This is a genomic window from Undibacterium paludis, from assembly GCF_022568815.1.
Taxonomy (GTDB): domain Bacteria; phylum Pseudomonadota; class Gammaproteobacteria; order Burkholderiales; family Burkholderiaceae_D; genus Undibacterium.
Map to the genome: position 1 here is coordinate 89,052 of NZ_JAKZHX010000018.1, position 24,109 is coordinate 113,160.

General features: G+C 51.6%; 26 protein-coding genes. 16 read left to right on the plus strand and 10 right to left on the minus strand.

Annotated features, from left to right (window positions below; all coding sequences use genetic code 11):
- Positions 1–14 precede the first annotated feature (14 nt).
- Entirely contained in the window at positions 15–1,247 is a 1,233-nt protein-coding gene (locus LZ463_RS25220) for an argininosuccinate synthase (protein ID WP_241459073.1), read from the minus strand.
- Positions 1,248–1,639: 392 nt separating this feature from the next.
- Positions 1,640–2,554: an ornithine carbamoyltransferase gene (gene argF, locus LZ463_RS25225; RefSeq protein WP_241459074.1), complete on the minus strand. Its 915-nt coding sequence runs from the start codon at positions 2,552–2,554 to the stop codon at positions 1,640–1,642.
- Positions 2,555–3,187: 633 nt separating this feature from the next.
- On the opposite strand from argF, the gene LZ463_RS25230 reads away from it, so the two are divergent.
- From LZ463_RS25230 to LZ463_RS25245, 4 genes are read left to right on the plus strand one after another with little or no spacing between them, the layout of a single operon-like run.
- Positions 3,188–3,847, plus strand: coding sequence for an SGNH/GDSL hydrolase family protein (locus LZ463_RS25230; RefSeq protein WP_241459075.1), 660 nt, complete (start codon positions 3,188–3,190; stop codon positions 3,845–3,847).
- Positions 3,848–3,864: 17 nt separating this feature from the next.
- The gene (locus tag LZ463_RS25235) at positions 3,865–4,521 is read left to right on the plus strand and encodes an alginate O-acetyltransferase AlgF (protein ID WP_241459076.1); all 657 of its coding nucleotides are present in this window, start codon (positions 3,865–3,867) and stop codon (positions 4,519–4,521) included.
- Between the two features lie 19 nt (positions 4,522–4,540).
- Entirely contained in the window at positions 4,541–5,938 is a 1,398-nt protein-coding gene (locus LZ463_RS25240; RefSeq protein WP_241459077.1) for an MBOAT family O-acyltransferase, read from the plus strand.
- 8 nt (positions 5,939–5,946) lie between these two features.
- Positions 5,947–7,113: an alginate O-acetyltransferase AlgX-related protein gene (locus tag LZ463_RS25245; RefSeq protein WP_241459078.1), complete on the plus strand. Its 1,167-nt coding sequence runs from the start codon at positions 5,947–5,949 to the stop codon at positions 7,111–7,113.
- 60 nt (positions 7,114–7,173) lie between these two features.
- Here the strand turns inward: LZ463_RS25245 and LZ463_RS25250 are convergent, their stop codons facing one another.
- From LZ463_RS25250 to LZ463_RS25270, 5 genes are all read right to left on the minus strand, one after another.
- On the minus strand, positions 7,174–7,410 hold the full coding sequence (locus LZ463_RS25250) for a hypothetical protein (RefSeq protein ID WP_241459079.1): 237 nt from the start codon (positions 7,408–7,410) through the stop codon (positions 7,174–7,176).
- A 279-nt stretch (positions 7,411–7,689) separates the two neighbouring features.
- Complete coding sequence (locus tag LZ463_RS25255; RefSeq protein WP_241459080.1) at positions 7,690–9,378, minus strand: S41 family peptidase; 1,689 nt, start codon at positions 9,376–9,378, stop codon at positions 7,690–7,692.
- A gap of 354 nt (positions 9,379–9,732) precedes the next feature.
- Positions 9,733–10,638: a ribosome small subunit-dependent GTPase A gene (gene rsgA / locus LZ463_RS25260; RefSeq protein WP_241459081.1), complete on the minus strand. Its 906-nt coding sequence runs from the start codon at positions 10,636–10,638 to the stop codon at positions 9,733–9,735.
- Complete coding sequence (locus LZ463_RS25265) at positions 10,638–10,988, minus strand: 4a-hydroxytetrahydrobiopterin dehydratase (protein WP_241459082.1); 351 nt, start codon at positions 10,986–10,988, stop codon at positions 10,638–10,640. Before LZ463_RS25265 ends, rsgA begins: the two co-directional genes overlap by 1 nt.
- Before the next feature lie 19 nt (positions 10,989–11,007).
- Positions 11,008–12,267 carry a M48 family metallopeptidase gene (locus LZ463_RS25270; protein WP_241459083.1) on the minus strand — a complete coding sequence of 420 codons (1,260 nt, stop codon included), beginning with the start codon at positions 12,265–12,267 and terminating at the stop codon, positions 11,008–11,010.
- Positions 12,268–12,309: 42 nt separating this feature from the next.
- Here LZ463_RS25270 and orn point away from each other — a divergent pair, with 42 nt between their 5' ends.
- Complete coding sequence (gene orn, locus LZ463_RS25275) at positions 12,310–12,906, plus strand: oligoribonuclease (RefSeq protein WP_241459084.1); 597 nt, start codon at positions 12,310–12,312, stop codon at positions 12,904–12,906.
- A 136-nt stretch (positions 12,907–13,042) separates the two neighbouring features.
- Positions 13,043–13,369 carry a TfoX/Sxy family protein gene (locus LZ463_RS25280; RefSeq protein WP_241459085.1) on the plus strand — a complete coding sequence of 109 codons (327 nt, stop codon included), beginning with the start codon at positions 13,043–13,045 and terminating at the stop codon, positions 13,367–13,369.
- 129 nt (positions 13,370–13,498) lie between these two features.
- On the opposite strand, the gene LZ463_RS25285 is transcribed toward LZ463_RS25280, so the two are convergent.
- A complete protein-coding gene (locus tag LZ463_RS25285; RefSeq protein ID WP_162021193.1) occupies positions 13,499–13,855 on the minus strand; it encodes an FKBP-type peptidyl-prolyl cis-trans isomerase in 357 nt (118 codons plus the stop codon).
- 437 nt (positions 13,856–14,292) lie between these two features.
- On the opposite strand from LZ463_RS25285, the gene LZ463_RS25290 reads away from it, so the two are divergent.
- The 6 genes from LZ463_RS25290 (at position 14,293) to LZ463_RS25315 (ending at position 20,079) form a co-directional block, all read left to right on the plus strand.
- Complete coding sequence (locus tag LZ463_RS25290) at positions 14,293–15,267, plus strand: YVTN family beta-propeller repeat protein (protein WP_241459086.1); 975 nt, start codon at positions 14,293–14,295, stop codon at positions 15,265–15,267.
- Between the two features lie 16 nt (positions 15,268–15,283).
- Entirely contained in the window at positions 15,284–16,042 is a 759-nt protein-coding gene (locus tag LZ463_RS25295; RefSeq protein ID WP_241459087.1) for a polysaccharide deacetylase family protein, read from the plus strand.
- 65 nt (positions 16,043–16,107) lie between these two features.
- Entirely contained in the window at positions 16,108–17,088 is a 981-nt protein-coding gene (locus LZ463_RS25300) for a sterol desaturase family protein (protein WP_241459088.1), read from the plus strand.
- Positions 17,085–17,912, plus strand: coding sequence for an EI24 domain-containing protein (locus LZ463_RS25305; RefSeq protein WP_347176297.1), 828 nt, complete (start codon positions 17,085–17,087; stop codon positions 17,910–17,912). The genes LZ463_RS25300 and LZ463_RS25305 overlap by 4 nt, the downstream gene beginning before the upstream one ends.
- Positions 17,913–17,923: 11 nt before the next feature.
- Positions 17,924–18,724, plus strand: coding sequence for a competence/damage-inducible protein A (locus tag LZ463_RS25310; RefSeq protein ID WP_241459089.1), 801 nt, complete (start codon positions 17,924–17,926; stop codon positions 18,722–18,724).
- A gap of 2 nt (positions 18,725–18,726) precedes the next feature.
- Positions 18,727–20,079, plus strand: coding sequence for a TAXI family TRAP transporter solute-binding subunit (locus LZ463_RS25315; RefSeq protein ID WP_241459090.1), 1,353 nt, complete (start codon positions 18,727–18,729; stop codon positions 20,077–20,079).
- Positions 20,080–20,120: 41 nt separating this feature from the next.
- On the opposite strand, the gene LZ463_RS25320 is transcribed toward LZ463_RS25315, so the two are convergent.
- Together LZ463_RS25320 and LZ463_RS25325 are read right to left on the minus strand one after the other, a co-directional pair.
- Positions 20,121–20,396, minus strand: a complete 276-nt coding sequence (locus LZ463_RS25320) for a hypothetical protein (RefSeq protein WP_241459091.1) — start codon at positions 20,394–20,396, stop codon at positions 20,121–20,123.
- Between the two features lie 126 nt (positions 20,397–20,522).
- Positions 20,523–21,035, minus strand: coding sequence for an Lrp/AsnC family transcriptional regulator (locus LZ463_RS25325; RefSeq protein WP_241459092.1), 513 nt, complete (start codon positions 21,033–21,035; stop codon positions 20,523–20,525).
- Between the two features lie 163 nt (positions 21,036–21,198).
- Here LZ463_RS25325 and LZ463_RS25330 point away from each other — a divergent pair, with 163 nt between their 5' ends.
- The 4 genes from LZ463_RS25330 (at position 21,199) to LZ463_RS25345 (ending at position 24,098) form a co-directional block, all read left to right on the plus strand.
- Positions 21,199–21,504: a 4a-hydroxytetrahydrobiopterin dehydratase gene (locus LZ463_RS25330; protein WP_241459093.1), complete on the plus strand. Its 306-nt coding sequence runs from the start codon at positions 21,199–21,201 to the stop codon at positions 21,502–21,504.
- Between the two features lie 64 nt (positions 21,505–21,568).
- Complete coding sequence (locus tag LZ463_RS25335) at positions 21,569–22,282, plus strand: SDR family oxidoreductase (protein WP_241459094.1); 714 nt, start codon at positions 21,569–21,571, stop codon at positions 22,280–22,282.
- Between the two features lie 65 nt (positions 22,283–22,347).
- The gene (locus LZ463_RS25340; protein WP_241459095.1) at positions 22,348–23,250 is read left to right on the plus strand and encodes an amino acid ABC transporter substrate-binding protein; all 903 of its coding nucleotides are present in this window, start codon (positions 22,348–22,350) and stop codon (positions 23,248–23,250) included.
- Positions 23,251–23,297: 47 nt separating this feature from the next.
- Positions 23,298–24,098 carry a helix-turn-helix domain-containing protein gene (locus tag LZ463_RS25345; RefSeq protein WP_241459096.1) on the plus strand — a complete coding sequence of 267 codons (801 nt, stop codon included), beginning with the start codon at positions 23,298–23,300 and terminating at the stop codon, positions 24,096–24,098.
- Positions 24,099–24,109: the final 11 nt, after the last annotated feature.

Sequence of the window (24,109 nt, forward strand, 5' to 3'; positions counted from 1 at the left end):
GGGAGGGGTGGCGATTACTGACCGCGTTTTGCGCGGGCATTGGCAGCAATACGCATGCGCAATGCATTCAGTTTGATGAAGCCGCCAGCGTCTGCCTGGTTGTAAGCGCCGCCATCTTCATCAAAGGTGGCGATGTTCATGTCGAACAGCGAATCGGTTTTGGAATCGCGTGAAACGGTGATGACATTGCCCTTGTACAGTTTCAGGCGTACCCAGCCGTTGACGGTCTGTTGGGTATGGTCGATCAGGGTTTGCAGCGCGACGCGTTCTGGCGCCCACCAGTAGCCGTTATAAATCAGGCTGGCGTAACGTGGCATCAGGTCGTCTTTCAAGTGGGCGACTTCACGGTCCAGGGTGATGGATTCAATGGCGCGGTGAGCGCGCAGCATGATGGTGCCGCCAGGTGTCTCATAGCAGCCGCGGGACTTCATGCCGACATAGCGGTTTTCCACCAGGTCCAGACGGCCTATGCCGTGCTTGCCACCGAGGCGATTGAGTTCAGTCAGTACCGTCGCTGGCGACATGCGTACACCATTCAGGGCAACGATGTCGCCGCGTTCAAATTCCACGTCCAGGTATTCTGCCTGGTCAGGTGCTGCTTCCGGGCTGACAGTCCAGCGCCACATCGATTCTTCTGCCTCTGCACTCGGGTTTTCCAGGTGACGGCCTTCAAAGCTGATGTGCAACAGGTTGGCATCCATGGAGTAGGGCGCGCCACCGTTTTTATGTTTCTGATCGATTTCTATGCCCGCATCTTCGGCATATTTCATCAGTTTTTCGCGGGACAGCAAATCCCATTCACGCCATGGCGCAATGATCTTCACACCTGGCATCAACGCATAAGCGCCGAGTTCAAAACGTACCTGGTCATTGCCTTTGCCAGTCGCGCCGTGGGAAATGGCGTCAGCGCCGGTTTCTTTGGCGATCTCGATGAGGCGCTTGGCGATCAGTGGACGGGCGATGGAGGTGCCGAGCAGGTATTCACCTTCATAGATCGTATTGGCGCGGAACATCGGGAAGACGAAATCGCGCACGAATTCTTCACGCACATCATTGATATAGATATTTTCAGGCTTGATGCCGAACTTGATGGCCTTGGCGCGTGCAGGCTCCAGTTCTTCACCCTGACCCAGATCAGCTGTGAAAGTGACTATTTCGCACTGATAATTATCTTGCAGCCATTTCAAAATGACAGAGGTATCCAGACCGCCGGAATAGGCGAGGACGACTTTTTTAATATCGCTCATGATGTGCTTTCGAAAAAATTAAAACTTAAGGCTTAAGACCGAAAAGATCACCACAGAGGCATAGAGGAAAAACATGGAGGAAATCCAGGTTGAGGCTCGGTCAGTATGCGTCTGCTTGTTTCTTTAAATTAATTTGTAGCTATATAAATACTTAAAAAGAGAGGAGCCAGCAAAAATTGCCTGACTCAAATCCCTGTAGGTTGGGCTACGGTTCATCAGCCCAACAAAATCACGCTTGCTCGTCTTTTACCACAGGGAGTTGGGCAATAATGCCCAACCTACAAAAGTCACTAATCTACTAGGTAGTAAAATTAAACGCCATTTGGAGCAAGATTTTCTCTTGTTTTTCTCTGTGTCTCTGTGTTGAGAGTTCTTTCCCAAAAACTACCGTATCAGCGAATCTCGCCCACCACCAGATATTCCAGCAGGGCTTTTTGCACATGCAAACGGTTTTCGGCCTCGTCCCACACGACTGACTGCGGGCCATCAATGACGCCGGCAGACACTTCTTCGCCGCGGTGGGCTGGCAGGCAGTGCATGAACAGCGCGTCCGGATTGGCGCGGGCCATTTTGGCTTCGTCAACGATCCAGCCGTCAAAGGCTTTCAGGCGCGCCTGGTTTTCATCTTCGTAACCCATGCTGGTCCAGACGTCTGTATTGACCAGGTCCACACCTTCGCAGGCATCGGATGGATTGTCAAACAGGGTGTATTGCGATTTGTCTGCCGTCACCAGCGACATGTCCATGTCATAGCCCTTGGGTGTCGAGATATGCAGATGGAAGTTGAATACCTGTGCGGCCTGCAACCATGAATACAGCATGTTGTTGGCGTCACCTATCCAGGCCACTTTTTTGCCGGTGAGGGAGCCACGATGTTCTATATACGTAAATACATCGGCCAGTACCTGGCAGGGGTGATGCTGGTTGGTCAGGCCGTTGATGACGGGTACGCGCGAATTGGCGGCGAAACGCTCTATCATTTCCTGCTCAAAGGTACGGATCATGATGATGTCGCACATGCGTGACATGACCTGGCCGGCGTCTTCGACCGGTTCACCGCGGCCCAGCTGGCTGTCGCGGGTATTGAGGTAAATCGCGGCGCCACCAAGCTGGTGCATGCCTGCTTCAAAAGAGAGACGGGTACGGGTGGAGTTTTTCTCGAACACCATCACCAGGGTTCTGTCGAGCAGGGGGTGATAAGTCTGATAGGCCTTGAATCTTTGTTTGATGATGCGGGCGCGCTGCATCACGTATTCAAACTCAGACAGGGTGAAATCGGAAAACTGCAGGAAATGTTTGATCGCCATAAATAAAACAGGCAAGCATCAAAGCTTGCCGCCGCTTGTCATAACTGCTTAATTATAAAGGATTAACGTCTGGCTTCCATATTAAATTCTGGAAACAGTCGAGTTTAAATCATTTTACTTCGGGCTTGTCGAAAAATGAAGCAAACCGGGCCATGCCGTCTTTCACAAACGCTGACAGACATGGTCAGTAAACAAAGCCGGGAAATGATTCATCCAGAGCTTAACATTAAATGAAGCAAAGAATGGAACAGCTATAACGGGGCAAGCGATTGGACATGCATGGAAATAGCAGATTCTTGTATTACTTATTCAAAAATTAATAGTGATTGAAAATGATTGTCAAAAGCCTTCAAGCTGCTCTTTTTCGTTTCCGTTATTGCTTGTAGCGGCATCATCTGTAACACGATGTTGCTACCAATATATTTGTGAATTTTCGTCAACTCTGTAGTAATCCGGAGTGATTTGATTACACTTTGTTTTATTGCAGAAACAACACAAAACTTGCCGGGTCACAAAAGGCAAAAATAATAATCTGGAACGCTGCAACAATGGAGTTTGTCCTGGTTGAACGAAACCTGATTCGCTGACCAGGACAACAAATGCAATGAACATATCTTAAAGAGCAGATAAATTATGAGCGCACTGTTAGCTGGACTGACCGTCCTGATTATTGGCGATAGCCATATGTCCACCCAGGATTACCTGATCACCACCTTGCATGATGATTTGATGAGCAAAGGTGCAGTCGTGTATTCCTTCGGTGCCTGCGGCGTTGCTGCCGGTGACTGGATGGTCAAGAGTCAGTCGCCTTGCGGTGGTGCAGTACGCATCAAGGATGGTCCGGTCGAAGTCAAAACCGGTCAGGAAGCGATGACGCGCCCTTTCAATGAGCTGGTGAAAACCTACAAGCCAAACCTGGTGGTTGTGGTCAACGGTGACACCATGGCGTCCTACTCGTCACCTGAGCTGCCAAAAACCTGGATAGGCCAGCAAGTTACGCGCCTGACCAAGGGCATCAAAAACAACGGCGTCAATTGTGTCTGGGTTGGTCCAGCCTGGGGTACTGAAGGCGGCAAGTTCAACAAGACTTTTGCCCGTGCCAAAGAAATGTCCGGCTATCTGTCTGAAATCGTCGCACCTTGTACTTACATCGATTCCCTGACACTGTCCAAACCAGGTGAGTGGGCTTCGTCAGATGGTCAGCATTTTGACCTGGCAGGTTACAAGGCCTGGGGTGCGGGCATAGGCAATGTGATTTCTTCACCTGCCGTTTTGAACAATATCAAAAAATAAAGAGCGCTCTATTCACTATGAAAAAAATTCTCGCCACTGGACTGGGTTTGATCTCCAGCTTTGCTGCTGCCGCAGATAATCCCTTATACCCTACCGGACCCGCACAGGATTCTTCTTTCGTGCGCTTCCTCAATGCCAGCGAGGACAAGGCAAGCATAGTGAATGGTACGGCCAAAGTCAGCCTGACTGCACAGGGTGAGGGCAGGGCGTCCCGCTTTTACCCGGTCAGTGCAGGCACCAAGCTGCTGGCCAATGTGCAGGTTGGTTCCAGCAAACTGGCTGTTGAAGTGACAGCCAAGCCCGGTGAATTTGTCACCGTGGCCATTATCAGCAAGGACAAGGGCATAGAAACCGTGGTGGTCAAAGAATCGCCAACGGACTTCAATGCCAGTCGTGCCTCTGTAGGATTTGTCAACCTGGATGCATCCTGTGCCGCTGCCGGCCTGACCGGCGGTGCAAAAAACGCCATGATTTTTGAAGCGGTCAAACCGGTCAGTCCACAACGTCGCCTGATCAACCCCGTCAGTCTGGCCGTACAGGCTAATTGTGATGGCAAGGATGCCGGCAAACCTGTCGATCTTGGTCAGTTGCAGGGCGGCGAGCGTTATAGTGTCGTATTGGTGCCTGGTAAAAAGGGCCAGCAAGCTTTCTTTGTCCGCGACAGTACCTCCTGAACCTGGCAGGGCCTAGACCATGGTATTTGCCTCCCTTGAGTTCCTGACGCTGTTCCTGCCTCTGTTTTTTGCACTATACCTGGTCACTCCCCAGCGTTTTCGTAACCATACGCTGTTGGTGGGGAGCTGGTTGTTTTATGCCTGGTGGACCCCCAAGTTCCTGTTGCTGATCATCGCCCTGACCATATTGGCCTGGGGTGCTGCCATATTGATCGACAAGAGCCGGGACGAGCGCACCAAGACCAGGTTGATGACTGTCGCCATTGTACTGAACCTGGCCTCCCTGGTCTGGTACAAATACACCAACATGCTGGTGTATTCACTCAATACCATCCTGACCGGTCGCGACATGCCCACCATACCGTGGGAAAACCTGATGCTGCCCATCGGTTTGTCGTTTACGGTGCTGCATGCGATTTCTTATATTGTTGACGTACGCCGCAAGACAGTACCGGCGCAGTACAGCATCATTTCTTTCAGCGCCTACATGGCGATGTTCCCGCATCTGATTGCCGGCCCCATTGTGCGCTACAAGGTTATTGATACCGAATTGCGTGAGAGGGTTTTTTCGAGCAACAAATTTGCAGAGGGTGTACGCCGCTTCATGGTCGGCTTCTCGATGAAGGTCTTGATTGCCGATACGCTGTCGCCAGTGGTCACACTGGGATTTGGCTTGAAGAACCCGAGTTTTGTCGATGCCTGGACAGGCTGTGCTGCCTATACCCTGCAACTGTATTTTGATTTTGCCGGTTACAGTGCGATGGCCATTGGCCTGGGCCTGATGCTGGGTTTTCACTTCCAGGAAAATTTCAACAATCCCTACCTGGCCGTATCGATACAGGATTTCTGGCGCCGCTGGCATATGACCCTGTCTTCCTGGTTGCGCGACTATCTCTACATCAGCCTCGGCGGTAACCGTGGTGGCGCAGGGCGCACGTATATCAATCTCCTGCTGACCATGGCGATAGGCGGTTTGTGGCATGGCGGTGAAAACTGGAATTACCTGATCTGGGGCATTATCCAGGGCAGCGCCCTGTGTTGCGATCGTGCCTTTACACAGCGCGGCCTGTCCATGCCCAATTACCTGTCGCGTACCCTGACCCTGATCGTCGTCATGCTGGCCTGGACCGTGTTCCGTGCCGACAGCTTCGCCACTGCCACCGACTTGTGGGCAGGTCAGTTCGGCCTGCATGGTTTTGCCATGGGCGACGCGATCAGCCTGGCGCTACGTCCCAGCATCATTCTTACCTTTATACTGGGCCTGATCTGCGTGGTTTATCCTGCGACCAGCATAGGCAAGCGCGGCGGCCTTGGCATATCGGGCTGGAGCATGACCTGGCCGGTGCTGACTTTTGCGTATGCCGTGATCGTGCTGGCCGGGCAAAAGGCGATTCCCTTCCTGTACTTCCAGTTTTAGGAAACAGCATGAGCGAATGTTTCAAATTCGATCCCGTCAAAGCTGGCTGGACCCGTTTTATCCCGGTGGCGGCCTTTGCTGTCATCATGCTCGGCGGTTTTGCGGTGACCGTGACGTCACTCAATGATGTGCCCCAGGAAAAATGGAAGGGTGTCGGCGACCCTAAACGTTTGCTCGACGGTGAGGCGACTCGCCAGTTTTCTGCACAGTTGAATGAGCATTTCCTGCTCAGCAAACCGTTTGCCAAAATCGAGCGTGGCATTACCTATGCCATTGCAGGTGACACCGGCGCATCGGTCAGGCGTGGGTGCCCCGACTGGCTTTTCCTGTCAGATGAGCTGACGCCGTATGACCACGCTGCCGACAATGCCACCGCGCGCGCGAGTCTGCTAGGCAAAGTGTCTGCAAGCCTGCAACAGCGCGGCATCAAACTGGTGGTTGCTGTCGTGCCGGACAAGTCACGTATAGAGCAAAGTCAATTATGTGGCCTGCACAGACCACCAGCTTTTGAACCGCGGCTCAATGACTGGGTAAACAGCCTGAAAGCACAGCAGATAGAGGTACTGGACCTGACGCCGGTACTGGCAGCCATGCCGGAAGAACGTTATTACCGCAGCGATTCACACTGGAATGAGCGTGGTGCCAATCTGGCAGCCAAGACCCTGGCAGAACGCCTGCAAGCCTTGAATCTTGTTGACAAACCCAAAAATCCACCTGATGCCAAGGCCATACAGTCTGCCAGTGCAGAACGGTCCGGTGACCTGATGCGCGTGTCTAACCTGGAAGGACTGCCAGCCTGGTTGCGCCCGGCAATCGAAGTCACCCAGGTCAGCAAGGTTGCGCCGGTTGCTGTTGCCAGCGATGATCTGTTTGGTGATGCCGGTCTGCCCACGGTTGCCCTGGTCGGTACGTCTTTTAGCCGTGCTGCCAATTTTGTCCCGTTTTTCAGCCAGCACCTGGCTCAGCCAGTCGCCAACCTGGCCAAGGATGGCGGCGATTTCGACGGAGCTGCGTTTGCTTATCTGAACAGCGAAGAATTCAAGAAACAGCCGCCCAAAGTACTGGTCTGGGAAGTACCTGAGCGCATGCTGCAAAAGACCTTGGGCAAATCAGAAAAAGACTGGATGAAGCAACTGGGTGTCAAAACGACGGAAACTGTCAAGGGCAAGTATTAAGCGAAAACAGCCTGTCATGGTCAAACATGATCAGTCTTGCCGCCAATCCTGTCGGCTGCATCAGCTCCTGATTTCGATCTGGCTTTTCAATTGCTTGATGGAAAGCCCTGTTTCTTCGTGCATGCGCAATAAAATGCTGGGTCCTACACTGAGCTTTTGATTGCGCAATTTACTGATTACCGGTGGTGCTACCTCCAATACCCGGCTCAGTGCTGCATCATTCTTCAAGTCCAGTTTGTTCAGGATCAGGTCCAGCAGTGCATTGCTGTCCTCTTTCTGTTTGGCCTTGCGCTTCATATTTCCTCCCTTCCGCCTGTTTCCTTGGATGCTTGAGCAATAAGTCATTGCATGTGTGACAAATTACGTGAAGGACGGCTTGCTATCTGTGCGGTATCGTACAGAGCGATAAAGAATGGGTGCCAGCCGGCTTGTGGCGGGCGGAGGTCAGCCGACCATCAGAGATGGAAGGGACAGGTTGATCATCTGGAACACGAAGGCCCTAATCATGACGTGGGAAACGGACATGTTTGCCAGTCCCGCCACCATGCATTTGCTGGCGGGACTTGTATTGTTAACTTATTTGAGCTTTTCAATTTCTTCCTGGGCAGCATTGAGCTGTGTATCCTTGCCTGCCCTGAAGTCCTCGATCTTTGTTTGTATCAGCTTGTCAGGTTGTACACCCACGCCGACAAAAACTTTGCCGCCGACATATGTATCTTTTTTTGTGCAGATGCGGGCACTGCCACCACCCGGCAAGCTGATCAGCAAAGGCTGGCCGGTACTGCCACCGGTGGCTTCACCGATAATCAATCCACGCTTCATGCTGTCGAAAGCAACGGCAAAATCTTCGGCGGCGGAATAGGTTGCAGCGCTTGTCAGTACCACGACTTTGCCATGGTAGGCACGTGCTGGATCGGGATTGATTTTTTCGTCAGCGAAGTCATGCATGGACTGCTTTTTGCCCCATGCCCGCCAGGCTGGTTTATAGTCACGGGTTGCGGCATGACTGCCGTCGAAGGGAGATGTCCCCAGGGTCCGTAAAACTTTGTAGCCTACGTCACTGCTGCCACCACCGTTTTTTCTTACGTCAAAGATGATGGCTTTTGCCTTGGCAATTTCTGTATAAGCTTTCAGGTATTCATTGGCTGCAGTATCGTCGCCAAAGGAATTGAGTTCTACATAGGCAATGTTGTTTGCCAGCATGCGCCAGTTGAATGCAGGCCTGGGGCTGTCAAGTTTGCGTCTGGTCATGGTATTGATACGCTTGACATCTATGGAAATTGTCTTGCCCTGCGAGTCTGCAACAAGCATTTTTACCGGTGTATCAAGAGCGCCAAACAGCAAGAAATAATTGTAGAGCCTGGTGTTCAGGTCCTGCGGGGTAGACGCGCTGATGTAGGGGGCTACTTCTTTGCGGACATAAGTTTTAATGTCCTGACCATCTGCACTCAATATCTGATGGCCGGGCAAGATGCCGCGTTCACGCAATGCCGGATCAAGCACCTCGGTAATGATGACCTTGTCTTCCATCAATGCGGCGCGAAGCGGCACCATGCCCCATACATCATTGAATACCGCGGCTGGCGCCATGACATTGGTATGTCCATCCTGCAGCAGGGCGCACATTTCCATCAGGACTTTGTAATAGTCTGCCGTGTTTTTGGCGGCGCGTACTTTGGGCAGGTAACGCAGGAACACGGCATCCCAGTCCAGGTCCAGCAATTTGTCGGTATAGACGAAATTGTATTTCACCTCAGACCAGAATCTGGACAGACCGGCGACTCTGTCATCTTCGCTTAATTGTTCGGCATAAGCGCTATTCCATACGGGAGAAGACCAGAGGCGCGCTTGCCGGGCGGCTTCTTGCCGGGTTTTGCTGACGGATTTTTCCCAGCGAGGGTCGTCATGCAAACTGTCAAAATCACTGTCCTTGAGCATGTGCTCAACATTGGTGTAGCCGGCAGCAATGGCCGCATCCAGCCATTTGAACGCCTCGTCTTTCACCCCGCGCAGGGCGTGCAGGCAGGCAATGTCATACGGCAGATCGGTCGACGCCGGAACCAGTTCGTAAGACTTGAGCAGTAATTGTGCGGCATCTGCATAACGTTTTTCAAGCCGGGCAGTATCGCCAGCTTTGTAGTACTCCTGTGCTTTCTTCATGTTTGCATCGCTGGTTTGTACCTGTGCCATGCTAGAGGATGAAGACATCATGTGCAGACTGGCGACGACGAGGCCGGCGATCAAATTTTTCGCAGAAATGGGCATTGCTATGCTTTCACAAAATGTTGAGAGGGTTTTTATTCTAAGTGAATTGCTTTATTGAAAACCAGAAGATGCGATAGAATGCCTGGAGCGCGGGACAGAATGAAAAAGAAGGTGACTGAAGTAACATCGGCTCCCTCGCCCAACTGCTTACTTTGCTGATGTAGTACGGTTGACAGAAACTCATTTGCGCAGGGCTTGATCCTGGAACAGGATAGATAAGTACAACATGAGTACAACAGCATGACAAGAACACGTCAGCAACTGAGCATGTTTGTTCCTTCGCACGCCGCGACTGATCTCGAATCCTATATGTTTGTGGAAAACTCCCGCAAAAGACAAGCCTGCCAGACGTCTTCAATATCCTATGGTCTGGGCTGATTCATGCACCAGTTGCTCAAATAATTCATGTCGCATGGTGGTGATGCTGCCATTTTTGACGGCGTCCAGGATTGCACAACCAGGCTCGGCATGATGGTGGCAATTGTAGAATTTGCAGTTGCCCAGATGTGGCAAAAATTCCGGGAAGGCGCGCTCCAGCATGCCCTCGCTCAGGTGATGCAGGCCAAATTCCTGGAAACCGGGTGAATCAATGACATAGGATTTTTCGTCCATCTGGTACAGACGGGTGAAGGTGGTCGTGTGTTTGCCGGTATCAAGCGCCGCCGAGATTTCGCGTGTAGCAATTTCTGCATCAGGTATCAGCAAGTTGATCAGCGATGATTTGCCCATGCCGGACTGGCCTATCAATATCGTACTTTGCCCCTGCATCAGATCATGCATTAACTGACGCGTGCCTTCAGGATCAGTCTTGGCTGACACTTCATGTACAGGGTAACCCAGGCCAGCATAGATGCCTGCACGTTCGCGCGCCTTGGGCAGGGATGCAGTGACGTCAACCTTGTTGAGGATCAGGTGCGGTTTGATGCCTGAGGATTCAGCAGCCACCAGTGCGCGCGATACCAGGTCGTCACTGAAGCTGGGTTCAGTTGCCACCACGATCAGCAATTGCGTCAGGTTGGCGGCCAGCATCTTGGATTTGTACTGATCCGAACGGTACAGCAAGGTCTTGCGTGGTGTAATCGCCTCGATGACACCCTGGTTTTTGGATGTCAGGGCATATTCGACGATATCACCAACCGAGACATCGCTTTTTTTACCACGGGTGACACAGTGCAGCTTATGTTGTTGGCCGTCTATCTCTGCCTGTACCAGATAGTGGCGGCCATGTGCTGCAATCACCAAAGCTTGTGAACGGGTCATCAGGAAAAACTTTGCTGGAAAATGGCGTCTATCTTGGCGGCGCAGATGAAGTCATTCTCAGAGATGCCACCCCTGCCGTCATTGACGGTATGCGTATCAAACTTGATGACGCAACGGTTATAGGTGACAACCAGTTCCGGATGATGGTCTTCTGCATGGATGACGTAGGCAATCGCATTGATGAAAGCAAGGGTTTCGTAGTAGTTCTTGAACTGGAAAGTCTTGACGATGCGTGGGCCGTCCTCGGCCCAGCCTGGTGTCGCCGCCAGATAGGCAGGCAGGCTGGCCGCATCGAGGCCGGTTTCTGTGTGCTGGGATTTTTTCGCCAGCAAGTCGGTGGTCTTGATCATGTTATCTCCGGGTAGTCAATTATTGCGCTGCCAGCAGGTGGTTGATACGCACCGAGGCGGAAGGGTGGGAGTCATAAAACGCCGAATGCAAAGGATCAGGCGTCAGGGTGGACGAATTGTCGTCATACATCTTGACCAGGGCGGTGATCAGGTCGGCGGCATTGGTATGTCTGGCGGCAAAGGCATCGGCTTCAAACTCATGTTTGCGTGAAGTGATGGCGCCCAGCGGCGAAAATACAAAGGTGAACACAGGCAGCGCCAGCATGAACAGTATCATGGCCATGGCGTCATTCTGCGCCAGCAGCATGGGGTCCACACCCAGGCCGGTATAGAACCAGACCTGATCCTTGAAAAAGCCAAGCATGGCCATGAAGCCCAGTGACAGGGCAAACATGACCGCCATGCGTTTGATGATGTGCTTGAGTTTGAAATGACCGAGTTCATGCGCGAGCACGGCTTCTATTTCGTTGGGAGCCAGGCGTTCAAGCAGGGTGTCATAGAACACGATGCGCTTGGCGCCGCCAAAACCGGAAAAATACGCATTACCATGGCCGGATCGCTTGGAACCGTCCATGACGAAAATACCTTTCAGGGCAAAGTTGACGCGCTTGCTCAGGTTTTCTATACGCTCACGGACTTCTGCATTGTCCAGCGGCCAGAATTTGTTGAACAAGGGGGCAATCACGACTGGGAAGATCATCATGATCAGCATCTGGAAAGCGATGAAGAAAGCCCAGGCATACAGCCACCACAGGCTGCCGGCTTTTTCCATCAGGGTGAGTATGACCCAGACCAGGGGCAGCCCCAGCACGCAGGCGAGCAGGGCATTAACCGCCATGTCGCGGAAGAACAGGCCCAGCGTCATCTTGTTGAAGCCAAACTTCTCTTCAAGCACAAACTGGGAATAATATGTAAACGGGAATTCAAGTACGCCGCTGATCAGCGCAAAGGTGGCCAGCAAACTGATCTGGTAACCCATGCCCGGCCCGGTCAGCTTCACCAGGTGCACGGACAGCCATTGCAAACCGCCAAACAGGGTAAAGCCGAGCAGTACAACCGCATTCACCATTAACATCACGACACCAAGCTTGGTCTTGGCAATGGTGTAGTCTGCGGCCTTCTTATGCGAGGCGAGGCTGATCTTTTCGGCAAATTGTGCGGGCACGGCGACCCGGTTGCTCAGGATGTGCCGTATATGTCGTGAGGCCAGCCAGAACTGGAAAACCAGTGTCAACAGCAGGAAGGAAACGAATAAAACCGAAAAAACGACTGAAATCATGGGAAAATGTGACATTCGATAAGTAATAGCCAAGGAAGAATTATGTCACAAGCGACCGACATGCAAACAAACACAACAAATCCTGCCACTCCAGCACGTCCAAACGAATTGAACCTGATCTGGCTGGACATGGAAATGACCGGTCTGGACCCAGATAGCGATCGTATCATCGAGGTGGCTGTCGTGGTAACCGATTCACAGTTGAATGTACTGGCTGAAGGCCCGGTATTTGCCATACACCAGTCAGATGAAACCCTGGACAAGATGGACAACTGGAACAAGGGCACCCATGGCCGCTCTGGCTTGATTGACCGTGTCAAGGCCTCAACCGTGACCGAAGCCGACGCCGAAGTTGCCCTGATCAATTTCCTCAAAGCCTATGTACCAGCCGGTAAATCACCGATGTGCGGCAATACGATCTGCCAGGACCGCCGCTTCATGGCTCGCGGCATGCCCAAGCTGGAAGCTTTTTTCCACTACCGTAACCTGGATGTCTCAACCTTGAAAGAACTGTGCCGCCGCTGGAAGCCGGAGTTGGCATCGGGCTTCAAAAAGCATCAGAAGCATACGGCCCTGGCTGATATCCTGGAGTCGATAGAAGAATTGAAATACTACCGTGAGCATTTCATTAAAGAATAAGCTATATTCACTGAACTTGTTGTTAAAAAACCAGGTGCGCCTGGTTTTTGTTTATCTGCTTCTTCCATAATCATTTCATTTCAGTTATTGAACAGGAAGCGCCCCTTTTTTTTGTAGAAATAGCAAGGAGTTAGACATGGCGCGAGATCCCGGCCTGGAAGAACTGATTGCAGATGAACTGGACTCTGTTCCAGACATATCCAGCAAGCCAATGTTCGGGGGCCTGGCCTGGTTGCTGAAAGGGAAATTGCTTTGCGGCGCACGTGCTGACGGCATGCTGGTCAGGCTGGGGAAGGGCAATGATGCCTGGGCGCTGGCAATCGAAGACATACAACCCATGTTATCGCGTGGACGGGCAATGCCTGGCTGGGTGCGCGCTGGTCCCGAAGCCTACGGGGAAGATAAAATCCGCCGCAAGCTGATAGATTCTGCATTGCAATTCGTACTCTCGTTACCAGAATAAGGGCCTGTTTTCCATGCTATGGACTGCGCACTCGCAAACAGGCTCCGTGCTGCCACGTGGCAGCAGGTTCTCCTCCTGAAACGCCCACAAAAAAACAGATGAACGTTCCAGCTTGTCGACGGGACGGGATTAAACGCCCAGCAATTCCACTTCAAATATCAGAGTGGCATTCGGCGGAATGACGCCACCGGCGCCACGCGGGCCATAGCCCAGGCTGGAAGGGATGGTCAATATGCGGGTACCGCCTATTTTCATCCCCTGTACACCTTCATCCCAGCCTTTGATCACATGACCTGCGCCGAGTGGAAAAGAGAACGGGTCATTGCGGTCTTTGCTGGAGTCGAATTTTTTGCCGGCACTGCCGTCAGGGTTTTGCAACCAGCCCGTGTAGTGGACGACGACATGATTGCCAGCCTGGGCTTCTGCGCCTTCGCCGACGACTTTGTCTTCATATTGCAGGCCGCTGACCGTTGTTATTGTGCTCATTATTTATCCTTTGATTTGTGTTCTTGCTATATGTGATTGGGCTATTTCGCTATTTTGGCGGTTCCGATGATTGCTTCAGGTACGCGCGGTTTGTTCCTGCATGATTATCGGGCTCTTTTCGCTGTTGACCTCCGTCCATTCAATGACAATTCCAATGATGCCGTTGGCAATGATGTGCAAACAGTCAGGAGTGAATGGATGACGATGAACTTTATAGAGAAAAGTTGTCGCAATTGTAGTGCAAATAGGCAGGCTTTTGTCAGCTCAGGGTGATTTCTTGTAATGGGAGTAATATATACCCATGTATGCGGGCATAAGCAGGTTTGATTTTGAGCAAATTAAGTGAAAAAGAGAAAAAACAATTGAAGGAAAGCTCTTTCCTTATTGTCATGCGCTGTAAAATGCCAGTTCAATTTAATTTTTTGCGGTCTTCTTTCATGCGTAGTCGTTTTTTGTTGTCGTCTTTGGCGTTTTCTTTGTTCACCAGTTTTTCAGCCAGCGCTGCCCAGAGCAATGTCGTGGTGGTCTTGAATTCCCGTGATGCAACGGTCAGTTTGCTGGACCAGACCAGCTATAAAGAAATCAGTACTTTTCCTGTTGGCAAGGAACCGCATCACTTGATGGCGACGCCGGACAATAAATCCCTGATCGTCGCCAATGCAGTCGGCAATGAGCTCGTTTTTCTTGATCCTGTCACCGGACAGGTGCAGCGCCGCATGAAAGACATCGCTGACCCTTACCAGATTGGCTTTTCGCCGGACCAAAAGTGGTTTGTTTCCAATTCATTGCGTCTTGACCGTGTCGATTTTTATAAGTTTGACGGACAGGACATGAAATTGGTGCAGCGTGTCCCTTTAGGAAAACTGCCCAGCCACATGGCATTTGATTCTGCCAGCACCACAGTCTTCATTACCCAGCAGGGCAGCGATCAGGTATCGGCGATTGATCTTGCTACGCAGAAAGTGAAGTGGACGATTCCTGTAGGAAAATTGCCGGCAGGTATTGTCATGACACCTGATGACAAGTATTTGCTGGTTGGTATCATGGGCAGCAATTATGTTGAAGTCATCGACTGGCGTACGCAAAAGACGGTGAAAAAGATCAAGGCGGGAGAGGGGACCCATAATTTCCGCGCACTAGGTGACAAGCGGCATTTGTTCGTATCCAACCGTACTTCGAATGAAATCAACATCCTTGACCAGCAAACCCTTGAAATCATAGGCTCTATTCCTGTGCCTGGTGGCCCGGACTGCATGGAAGTCAGTGCTGACGGCAAAACCCTGTGGGCGACACTGCGCTGGATCAAGAAGGTGGCTGTCGTTGATATCGCCACGCGCAAGGTGATCAAGCTGATACCGGTAGGGCGTTCTCCACATGGTGTCTATTTTGCCAACCGCGCAGGCAATATGTAAATTGGCTGGCCGGAGGATGGCAGCAGGCTGGCTGCTTGTCTGCCTTGTATCGCCTTGCCTGGTTCAGGCTGCCAGTTGCAAGGGCACGATCTACCTGACTTTTGACACTGGCAGCCAGTCACAGGCCGAATTGATCGCAACTACCTTGCGCCGTCACGAGATCAAGGCGACTTTTTTTCTGGCGAATGAAAAAACGGTGCGTGGTGATTATTCTCTGGATATGACATGGGCTGGCTATTGGCAGGCCCTGGTCAAAGATGGTCATGCCTTTGGCACCCATACCTATGATCATGTTTATGTGCTTGCTGATTTGCCAGATGGCCGCATTGCCGTAAAGCCGCAATTTGGCAGCCAGGCTGGCCAGACCCTGCAATGGACAGCACAACAATACTGCGAAGAATTACGGCGTGTAGATCAGCGTTTTTTTGCCCTGACGGGTAAAAAACTTGACCCGCTGTGGCGTGCGCCTGGCGGCAAACTGACACCGGCCCTGTTGAAAGCTGGTCAGGCTTGCGGTTACCGGCATGTGGGCTGGTCACCGGCAGGGTTTTCAGGTGATGAATTGTCGAGCGAAAAAGTCACTAATCCTGCGCTGCTGAAAAATGCCCTGGACAAGCTCAGGGATGGCGATATCTTCATGGCGCACATGGGCATCTGGTCGCGCAAGCAAGCCTGGGCGCCGGAAAACCTGGAGCCGCTGATTAACGGCCTTGAGCAAAAATCTTTTTGTTTTGCTACGCTACGAGAGCATCCGGCATATAAAGTGTCACCTTAGTATTTATTTAGTGTGGGCGCAATGATGCTGCAAGCTTTACCTTACATTTCACCAATTGAAAAATAATGACTATTTCTGATCTGTTCACAAATCTGCAAGCCTGGATTTTTGAAACGATAGTGCAGCCTTTGATGTTTTACCTGGGCCTTGGCGAGTTTGTCGAAGACTCTTTTGAGGGGGTGGAGTGGTTCATCCTCGGTGTGCTGCAATTGATTATCCTGTTTGTCGTACTGCGTCCGCTGGAAGCCTGGATACCGGTGCATGAAATCAGGAATCGCTACGCCCGCTGGAATGATTTCATCTATACCGCACTGCACAGGCTGGGGGCTTTCTCCATACTGGTGTTTTTTGTGCTTGATCCCTTGCTGGACCAGTTGACTGCGGTCTTGCACCTGCAGGGTGTCAACCCATTCAACCTGGAAAACATCTGGCCCGGCTTTTTGCAATATCCCGTGCTGCTGTTTTTTGTCTACCTGTTTGTGCTTGATTTTTTCGATTACTGGTACCACCGTGCCGAGCATCAGTTCAACTGGTGGTGGGCGCTGCACAGCCTGCATCACAGTCAGCGCGACATGAATTTGTGGAGTGATAACCGTAATCATTTGCTCGATGACTTCATCCGCGATATCTATATGGGCCTGATCGCCATCGCCATCGGGGTAGAGCCAAGACAATATGTGATGCTGGTGATGGCTTCGCAGATGCTGCAAAGCCTGCAGCATGCCAATGTGCGCATTCACTTTGGCCGCATAGGAGAATACCTGCTGGTATCGCCACGCTTTCACCGTACCCATCATGCCATCGGCATAGGACATGAAACCCGTGGCAAAGGTACTTTGGGTGGGCATAATTTTGCAGTTTTATTTCCCATTTGGGATGTGCTGTTTGGCACAGCCCTGTTCAGCAAGGAATTTGCCCTGACCGGCATACGTGACCAGTTGCCGCCGCCAGAAGGCAATGCACGCAACTATGGTGAAGGTTTCTGGTCACAGCAATGGCTGGGTTTGAAACGTATGTTTGGATTAGACAAGGAAAAGCAATCATGAATATGGCATCTGTCATGCGTGCCTGGGGCAGGGCAGTGGCGGCACAATTGCATTACCGCATGCTGCTGCTGACATTTTTGCCTTTCATGGTGGCGCTGGTATTGTGGGGCGTGGCGATGTGGTGGGGTTTGCAGGCCATGGTCGATTTCATCCAGGCATGGTTTGCCGAACACGACGGCTTTAACCGTGTCCATGGCATGTTCGCCATGGTTGGTCTGCTGGCATTCAAATCCTTTGTTGTCCCGCTGGTAGCGATGTGGGTATTGTTGCCCCTGATGGTGTTTACCTCCTTGCTGTGCATAGCCCTGTTTGCCATGCCAGCCATCAGCAAGCATGTTGGCAGCCGTCACTATCCGCAACTGGAACAGAGAAATGGCGGCTCCCTGGGGGGCAGCCTGTGGCATTCGCTGTCTTCCTTTATCATCTTTGCCGTGATCTGGCTGTTGACCTTGCCGCTGACGCTGATACCGCCTGTCAGCCTGGTATTGCAACCGGTTTTATGGGGCTGGCTGACTTATCGTGTGATGGTGTACGATGCCCTGGCGCAGCATGCTGATGCTGATGAGAGGATGACACTGGTCAGGCAGCACCGTGGCTCTTTGCTCTTCATCGGCATTGTCGCCGGCCTGTTTGGCGCTGCGCCGGGTTTGCTGTGGCTGGGTGGTGTTTTGTCTGTGCTGTTTTTGCCGGTCATTGCTGCTGTAGCGATCTGGGTGTATGTGCTGGTCTTCGTGTTTTCCGGCCTGTGGTTCCAGCATTACTGCCTGGAAGCCTTGCAGCGTCATCGTGAAACGCCACCAGGCATGCAGGGCATATCAACATAAGGGAGGGAATCGTGGCAATTGGTTTGATTATTGTTGGTGATGAAATCTTGTCCGGCAAGCGTGAAGACAAGCATATGTCACGCGTCATTGCTCTGTTAAAAGAGCGCGGCATGCAACTTGACTGGGTGGAATACATAGGTGATAACCGCGAGCGCATTACTGCAACCCTGAAACGCAGCTTTGCCAGCGGAGATATCGTGTTTTCTACCGGTGGTATAGGTGCAACACCGGACGATCATACGCGCCAGTGTGCAGCAGCAGCCCTGGGTGTGGCAATAGAATTGCACCCGGAAGCAAAAGAACTGATACAGGAACGCATGCGTGACATGGCCAGGGAAAGGGGAGAGCAAGTTGACCTCAATTCACCAGACCAGTTGCAGAGGTTGAAGATGGGCGAATTCCCGGCCGGTGCGGACCTGATACCGAATCCTTTCAATAAAATCCCTGGTTTTTCGATTCGCAATCATTTTTTTGTGCCCGGCTTCCCTGTTATGGCATGGCCCATGCTGGAATGGGTGCTTGATACGCATTTTTCACATTTGTTCCATCAGCAGCCGCAGTATGAAAAATCAGTGTTGGTGTATGAACTGGCAGAGTCCACGGCTACACCGCTGATGGAATTGCTGGAGGCAGATTATCCGCTGATCAAGGTCTTCAGTTTGCCCAGCGTAGGTAGCGAGACTGAGCGCAGGCACATTGAGTTGGGCGTTAAGGGTGACGAGCAGCAAGTTGCCATCGCCTATGAAAAAATGCTGGAAGGTTTGCTGCAATTAAAGGCTGAATTCATCCCGACCCCGGCCAGAACTGCCTGACCATGCAAAAAATCAAATTCACCCTCTTCAATTTGCGTGACCTGCTGGTGGCTTTCGGCCCCGTCACGCTGATGGTGGTGATTGTTTGCGGTCTTGGCTACTGGCTGGTTGACCCGGCGCCGCCCAAGGTGATTGATATCTCCACCGGGCAAGAAAATGGCTCCTACGAGCAGTTTGCCAAGCGCTATGCTGATGAGTTGAAAAAGAACCAGATAGAGCTTCGCCAGCAATTATCCTTGGGGTCGGAAGATAATCTCAAACACATCAGTGACCCTGATTCTGAAATAGAAGTTGGCTTTGTCCGTAGTGGTTCGACCGACGAGACGCAGGCGCATGAGCGTGGCCTGATTTCGCTGGGCAGTCTGTTTTATGAGCCGATCTGGGTGTTTTACCGCAATCCCAAAGAGCTGAGCACGATCAGCCAGTTCAAGGGCAAGATTGTCAATATCGGGCCAGATGGCAATGGCGTGGCGAAATTATTCAGCCAGATACTGAGTGTCAACAGCATGTCGGAAGACGACGTGACCATACAAAAACTGGCTGACACGCCGGGGACGGCGGCACTGCTGGAGGGCAAGATTGATGTCCTGGTCTTCAGTTCAGCCAGCGATTCGCCGCTGGTACAAATGCTGTTGCAGACACCGGGCATACGCCTGTTTGATTTTGTCCAGGCCGAGGCGTACACCAGACGCTTCCCTTTCCTGTCGCATGTGGTGCTGCCGCGTGGCATTGTCGACATAGGCAAGGATATCCCCGCTCATGACTATCATCTGATTTCACCAACGGCTACCCTGGTGGCGCATGAAAGCCTGCACCCGGCGCTGATGGGTTTGCTGTTGCAGGCAGCCCGCAAGATACATGGCGGGGCAGACTGGTTCAGCCGTCAGGGTGAATTCCCTTCGGATAAATACACGGAAATACCGGTCGCTCACGAGGCAGAAAAGTTTTACAAGAATGGCCCGCCCATGTTGCAGCGTTACCTGAGCTTCTGGATAGCCAATTTCTTCGAACGCATGTGGGTGGTGATCGTCGCCCTGGGGGCATTGTTTTTGCCTTTGTCCAAGATCATTCCGCCTATCTATGTCTGGCGGATACGTTCACGTATTTATCGCTGGTATGGACAACTGAGATTGGTGGAGCAGGCCCTGGATCAGGTGGAAACCGGTGAACGCCAGGCTGTCGCCCAAAGACAGTTACGTCATCTGGATGAGATAGAAGAAAAGGTCAACCGCATCACAATTCCTTTGTCTTATGCCGAAGAATTATATGGCCTGCGCAGCCATATCCATTTTGTGCGTGCCAGGGTGCAGGCCATGCTGGAAGCGGGTGAGGCACCGGCGGCAAGCCCGGTTTAGCACCTGGGCTTGGACCGCTTTGCCTGCTGCCTCAGTGGTGCTCAGTTGACAGTTGCAGCGGCTGACAAATGTGTTTTGACGAGCTTGGCCAGGCCCTGATCTGCAATAGTAAATACCTCAAAAATACTAAGTGCCTGTAAGGCTGGCAGAGCTTCGAGCATCAGGAGTTCGGCCCGTTTCTTGTCGTCTTCTGTGCTGTCCTTGTTCAGGTAAGTCTTGGCATTTGCCACGAAGGCTGCAACCGTACCTTTTCTGATGGTCAAGCCATTGATGGTGGTGGTGTTGATGTGGTCGGGGAGTATGTCTTCAGCTTTCATGTTTTTTCCTTGCGGGTTGATGAAGGCTCTATCATGCGCCTGACACCGCCTGACAACTTGCTACATTGCGCCTTAATGTGTCGCGTTAAGGCCAGACGCGATATTTACCTGTCACGTCCCAAGGGATCAGGCAAAGACTATCTGCGTCTTGACAGGTCGTGGCTGGGCAATATGCTCCAGTGGGAGGCTCGAAGTCTGTTTGATCGTTTTCAGCGTGACGATGGATTTGACACTGGCGACACTGGGCAGGCGCAGCAGCTTTTTTTCCATGAAATCAGAGAAAGCCGTCAAATCTGGTGCCGTAATGCGCAATATATAGTCTGCTTCACCGGTGACTGAATGGCATTCCAGCACTTCAGGCAAATCCATGACCGCCTTTTCAAACAAGGCGGCATGTTCACTCTGCCTGCCCAGGGTGACGTGGGTGAAGGCTGACACCCCCAAGCCTATCACTTCAGGATTGAGTACAGCGACATAGTGAGAAATCACCTTTGTTTCTTCCAGACGCTGTACACGGCGACTGACTTGTGATGTCGACAAATGTATTTTTTCTCCCAGGGCGCTGTTCGTCGCTTTTCCATCGCGCTGGAGGGCAGTCAAGAGGTTGATATCATAACTGTCAATGGTGATGGTGCTCATATTTCCCTTATTTCTAAATATTTATGCAAATTATATGCATAAAAAATGATTTTATGTGAGTTGTTTGCGCACAATGTGCATAAGAAACGCACTAAACTATTTTCCGTTCAAGGCTTGATTGAAATCAAGAAAAGTTTGAAAAACTGATGAGGTAAGTAAAAAAATGATGAGCCCGGCCAGCATTTCACAATTCCTGCAATCCCGTCCCATGTGGAAACTTGAGCGCCAGTGCAAGGCAATCACACGCGAATACCTCTTTGCCGATTTCATGCAGTCATTTTCATTCATGACGCATGTCGCCCTGTTTGCCGAAAAAAAAGACCACCATCCGGAGTGGTTCAATGTCTATAACAAGGTCGTGATGACATTGACGACGCATGATGCCGACGGTGTCACGGACAAGGATATCGAGCTTGCCCTCTATGCTGACCGGGTATTTTCAGCAATGGATTGTCCTGTTCAGCAGTAGGAACAATTGCTGCCGAAGAATAGCAATCAACAGATTTCAATATTCAACATGGATGGAAATTAGCATGAGTACGAAAACCGAGACCGTCATGATCACGGGTGCATGTGGCAACCTGGGCCGTGCACTCGCCAGGAAATTTTCTCAGGACGGGAAAAACCTGATATTGGTTGATCGTCACCTTTACGATCTTGAAAGTACCTTTGGTCAGGACCACGAGTACAAGGACCAATTTCTGTTGCTTGCCGCCGATCTGTGCAATGGTGACCAGGTTGCAAAACTGCTGGAATCAGCACTGAAGAAATATCAGGCAATTGATGTACTTTGCAATGCAGCAGGTGGTTTCAGTATGGGGTATGCAGTGCATGAAACTGCAGATGAAGATTGGGATTTCCTGTTCGATATCAATGTTCGCAGCATGTTGCAACTGGTGCGTGCAATTGTTCCTGGCATGATAGACAGGGCAGGCGGAAAAATTATCAATGTCAGTGCCTATGCTGCCCTGAAAGGAGTTGCCGGGATGGGGGCATATTGTGCCGCCAAGGATGTGCTCATCCGCATGACCGAGAGCATGTCGGCAGAATTACGCCAGCACCATATCAACGTCAACTGCGTTCTCCCCAGTATTCTTGATACGCCGCAAAACCGGCTTGCCATGCCGGATGCCGATCCTGGTAAATGGGTTTCTCCGGATGAACTTGCCAATGTGATCGCTTTTCTGGCATCTGACGCGGCACGTGCAATTCATGGTGCTGCATTGCCTGTGGTTGGCGGTTGTTAAGACTGCTGTCTTGCATGTGCATCAGTGTGGCTGTATGTCAGGTATTGGATGATGGAGTGGCTGGTATGAAAAAAATTATCTCAATTGGCTCAGGCTTTATGCTTGTGCTGGTATCGCTGATGCTTGCGATACCTGGTGTTAGCTGCGCCGCAGACACATTGACAAAGATACGGGAAAGCCAGGTCATCACATTTGCCTACCTGCAGGCAGCTCCCTTTTCCTATACCTCGGAAGACAACCGGGTCAATGGCTATTCCATTGATTTCTGCCTCAGAATTGCCAATGCCATTAAAAAAGAACTCAAGCTGAGCAATCTGAAAATTCAATATCTTCCGGTTGATTCGGTTTCGCGCTTCTCAAGCATCATTGATGGCAAGGCTGATATCGAATGTGGTGCGACGACAAATACGGCCGAACGGCGTCGCCGCGTCAGCTTCACCATCCCGCATTTCTTTTCCAGTGTGCGCATGATCGTCAAAAAAGACAAAGGCATCAGGAACTGGCAAGACCTGAAGGGCAAGACCATCGTCACTACCAGGAATGCGACAACGCTGGAACTGGTGAATGCCCGCAGCAATGTCAGGTCACTCAACATCAGGCTGTTGGAAGGGCAAGATCATGACGCCTCATTTCGTATGGTTGAACAGGATCAGGCTGACGCCTTTGCCATGGATGACGTGCTGTTGTTCAGCTTAAGGGCAAAGGCAAGAAATCCGGACGAATTCATCGTCGTCGGCGACCCTTTGTCAGTGGAACCTTACTCGCTGATGCTTCGTAAAGATGATGTGGCATTTAAAAACCTGGTTGACCGTGAAATGATGAGGCTGATCACCGACGGGGAGTTTGAGAAGTTGTACAGGGACTGGTTTACCAGGCCAACGGGCATCAATAAGATGAACCTGGCTATGCCTATGGGTTTTTTATTGCGCGACTCGATCCGCTTCCCTTCAGATAAAACCGCAGATTGACATGCTGTGCATTATTGATCTCAGTGGTCTGGGATATAATTGGCGGCATGTGCAGCACCAAAACTCTAGCTTTGATTGACCCCGTTCGTGCCAGCCAGGAAGGTGGGGCACTGGTGTATGCCGTCACCAGCAAGGCGCAAATACGCAAAACACCCGAACATAAACATCTGCGTGGCCAGATCGTGGCGGCGACGACTGGCGCCATCATGATTGCCACAGAACGACAGCATCTTGTCGTGCCCAGCGGCCATGCAATCTGGATACCGCCATTGCAGCTTCATGCGCAGCATACGAGCCAGGTGTTTACCGGCTGGAGCGCCTATATCGCGCCATCTGAACATCTGCCCACGCAGGTGCAAATACTGCCAGTATCCGGTTTATTGCGGGAAGCTGTTTTGCGCGCCGCCAGTTGGGAAGCCGACGATCAATTGGATCCTGCCCGGGAACGTGTGCTTGCCGTCATCGTCGATGAAATCGCCAATTCACCGGTCCAGAATTTTGTGTTGACCATGCCGGCTGATCGCCGCCTGCTTAAAATTGCCAGGGTGCTGACAGAAACGCCGGGCGATCCACGCTCCATGCAGGAACTGGCGTCATGGGCAGGCATAGCTCCGCGCACATTGACACGTCATTTTACGCAAGAGACTGGCATGAGTTTTTCTGACTGGCGGCAACGCGCCAGGCTGATGCGTGCTATGGAATTGCTGACAGCGGGCATGGCGGTCACGAATATTGCGCTGGAGCTTGGCTACGACAGCCTGAGCGCTTTCATCGCGATGTTTCGCCGTCACTTTGGCGTGCCGCCCAGCAAATTCAGCGCTCAGACTGAAGCCGGGGAAGTCGTCTGAAAGTTGCCCCC

Excerpts from the sequence above, each read along its gene's own strand:
- LZ463_RS25280 (WP_241459085.1), top strand. The coding sequence starts at position 13,043 with ATGGCGCGAGATCCCGGCCTGGAAGAACTGATTGCAGATGAACTGGAC.
- LZ463_RS25240 (WP_241459077.1), top strand. The coding sequence starts at position 4,541 with ATGGTATTTGCCTCCCTTGAGTTCCTGACGCTGTTCCTGCCTCTGTTT.
- LZ463_RS25245 (WP_241459078.1), top strand. The coding sequence starts at position 5,947 with ATGAGCGAATGTTTCAAATTCGATCCCGTCAAAGCTGGCTGGACCCGT.
- LZ463_RS25345 (WP_241459096.1), top strand. The coding sequence starts at position 23,298 with ATGTGCAGCACCAAAACTCTAGCTTTGATTGACCCCGTTCGTGCCAGC.
- LZ463_RS25340 (WP_241459095.1), top strand. The coding sequence starts at position 22,348 with ATGAAAAAAATTATCTCAATTGGCTCAGGCTTTATGCTTGTGCTGGTA.
- LZ463_RS25230 (WP_241459075.1), top strand. The coding sequence starts at position 3,188 with ATGAGCGCACTGTTAGCTGGACTGACCGTCCTGATTATTGGCGATAGC.
- orn (WP_241459084.1), top strand. The coding sequence starts at position 12,310 with ATGTCACAAGCGACCGACATGCAAACAAACACAACAAATCCTGCCACT.
- LZ463_RS25320 (WP_241459091.1), bottom strand. The coding sequence starts at position 20,396 with ATGAAAGCTGAAGACATACTCCCCGACCACATCAACACCACCACCATC.
- LZ463_RS25330 (WP_241459093.1), top strand. The coding sequence starts at position 21,199 with ATGATGAGCCCGGCCAGCATTTCACAATTCCTGCAATCCCGTCCCATG.
- LZ463_RS25285 (WP_162021193.1), bottom strand. The coding sequence starts at position 13,855 with ATGAGCACAATAACAACGGTCAGCGGCCTGCAATATGAAGACAAAGTC.
- LZ463_RS25250 (WP_241459079.1), bottom strand. The coding sequence starts at position 7,410 with ATGAAGCGCAAGGCCAAACAGAAAGAGGACAGCAATGCACTGCTGGAC.
- LZ463_RS25295 (WP_241459087.1), top strand. The coding sequence starts at position 15,284 with ATGGCAGCAGGCTGGCTGCTTGTCTGCCTTGTATCGCCTTGCCTGGTT.
- LZ463_RS25235 (WP_241459076.1), top strand. The coding sequence starts at position 3,865 with ATGAAAAAAATTCTCGCCACTGGACTGGGTTTGATCTCCAGCTTTGCT.
- LZ463_RS25270 (WP_241459083.1), bottom strand. The coding sequence starts at position 12,267 with ATGATTTCAGTCGTTTTTTCGGTTTTATTCGTTTCCTTCCTGCTGTTG.
- argF (WP_241459074.1), bottom strand. The coding sequence starts at position 2,554 with ATGGCGATCAAACATTTCCTGCAGTTTTCCGATTTCACCCTGTCTGAG.
- LZ463_RS25325 (WP_241459092.1), bottom strand. The coding sequence starts at position 21,035 with ATGAGCACCATCACCATTGACAGTTATGATATCAACCTCTTGACTGCC.
- LZ463_RS25335 (WP_241459094.1), top strand. The coding sequence starts at position 21,569 with ATGAGTACGAAAACCGAGACCGTCATGATCACGGGTGCATGTGGCAAC.
- rsgA (WP_241459081.1), bottom strand. The coding sequence starts at position 10,638 with ATGACCCGTTCACAAGCTTTGGTGATTGCAGCACATGGCCGCCACTAT.
- LZ463_RS25290 (WP_241459086.1), top strand. The coding sequence starts at position 14,293 with ATGCGTAGTCGTTTTTTGTTGTCGTCTTTGGCGTTTTCTTTGTTCACC.
- LZ463_RS25305 (WP_347176297.1), top strand. The coding sequence starts at position 17,085 with ATGAATATGGCATCTGTCATGCGTGCCTGGGGCAGGGCAGTGGCGGCA.
- LZ463_RS25315 (WP_241459090.1), top strand. The coding sequence starts at position 18,727 with ATGCAAAAAATCAAATTCACCCTCTTCAATTTGCGTGACCTGCTGGTG.
- LZ463_RS25265 (WP_241459082.1), bottom strand. The coding sequence starts at position 10,988 with ATGATCAAGACCACCGACTTGCTGGCGAAAAAATCCCAGCACACAGAA.
- LZ463_RS25220 (WP_241459073.1), bottom strand. The coding sequence starts at position 1,247 with ATGAGCGATATTAAAAAAGTCGTCCTCGCCTATTCCGGCGGTCTGGAT.
- LZ463_RS25255 (WP_241459080.1), bottom strand. The coding sequence starts at position 9,378 with ATGCCCATTTCTGCGAAAAATTTGATCGCCGGCCTCGTCGTCGCCAGT.
- LZ463_RS25300 (WP_241459088.1), top strand. The coding sequence starts at position 16,108 with ATGACTATTTCTGATCTGTTCACAAATCTGCAAGCCTGGATTTTTGAA.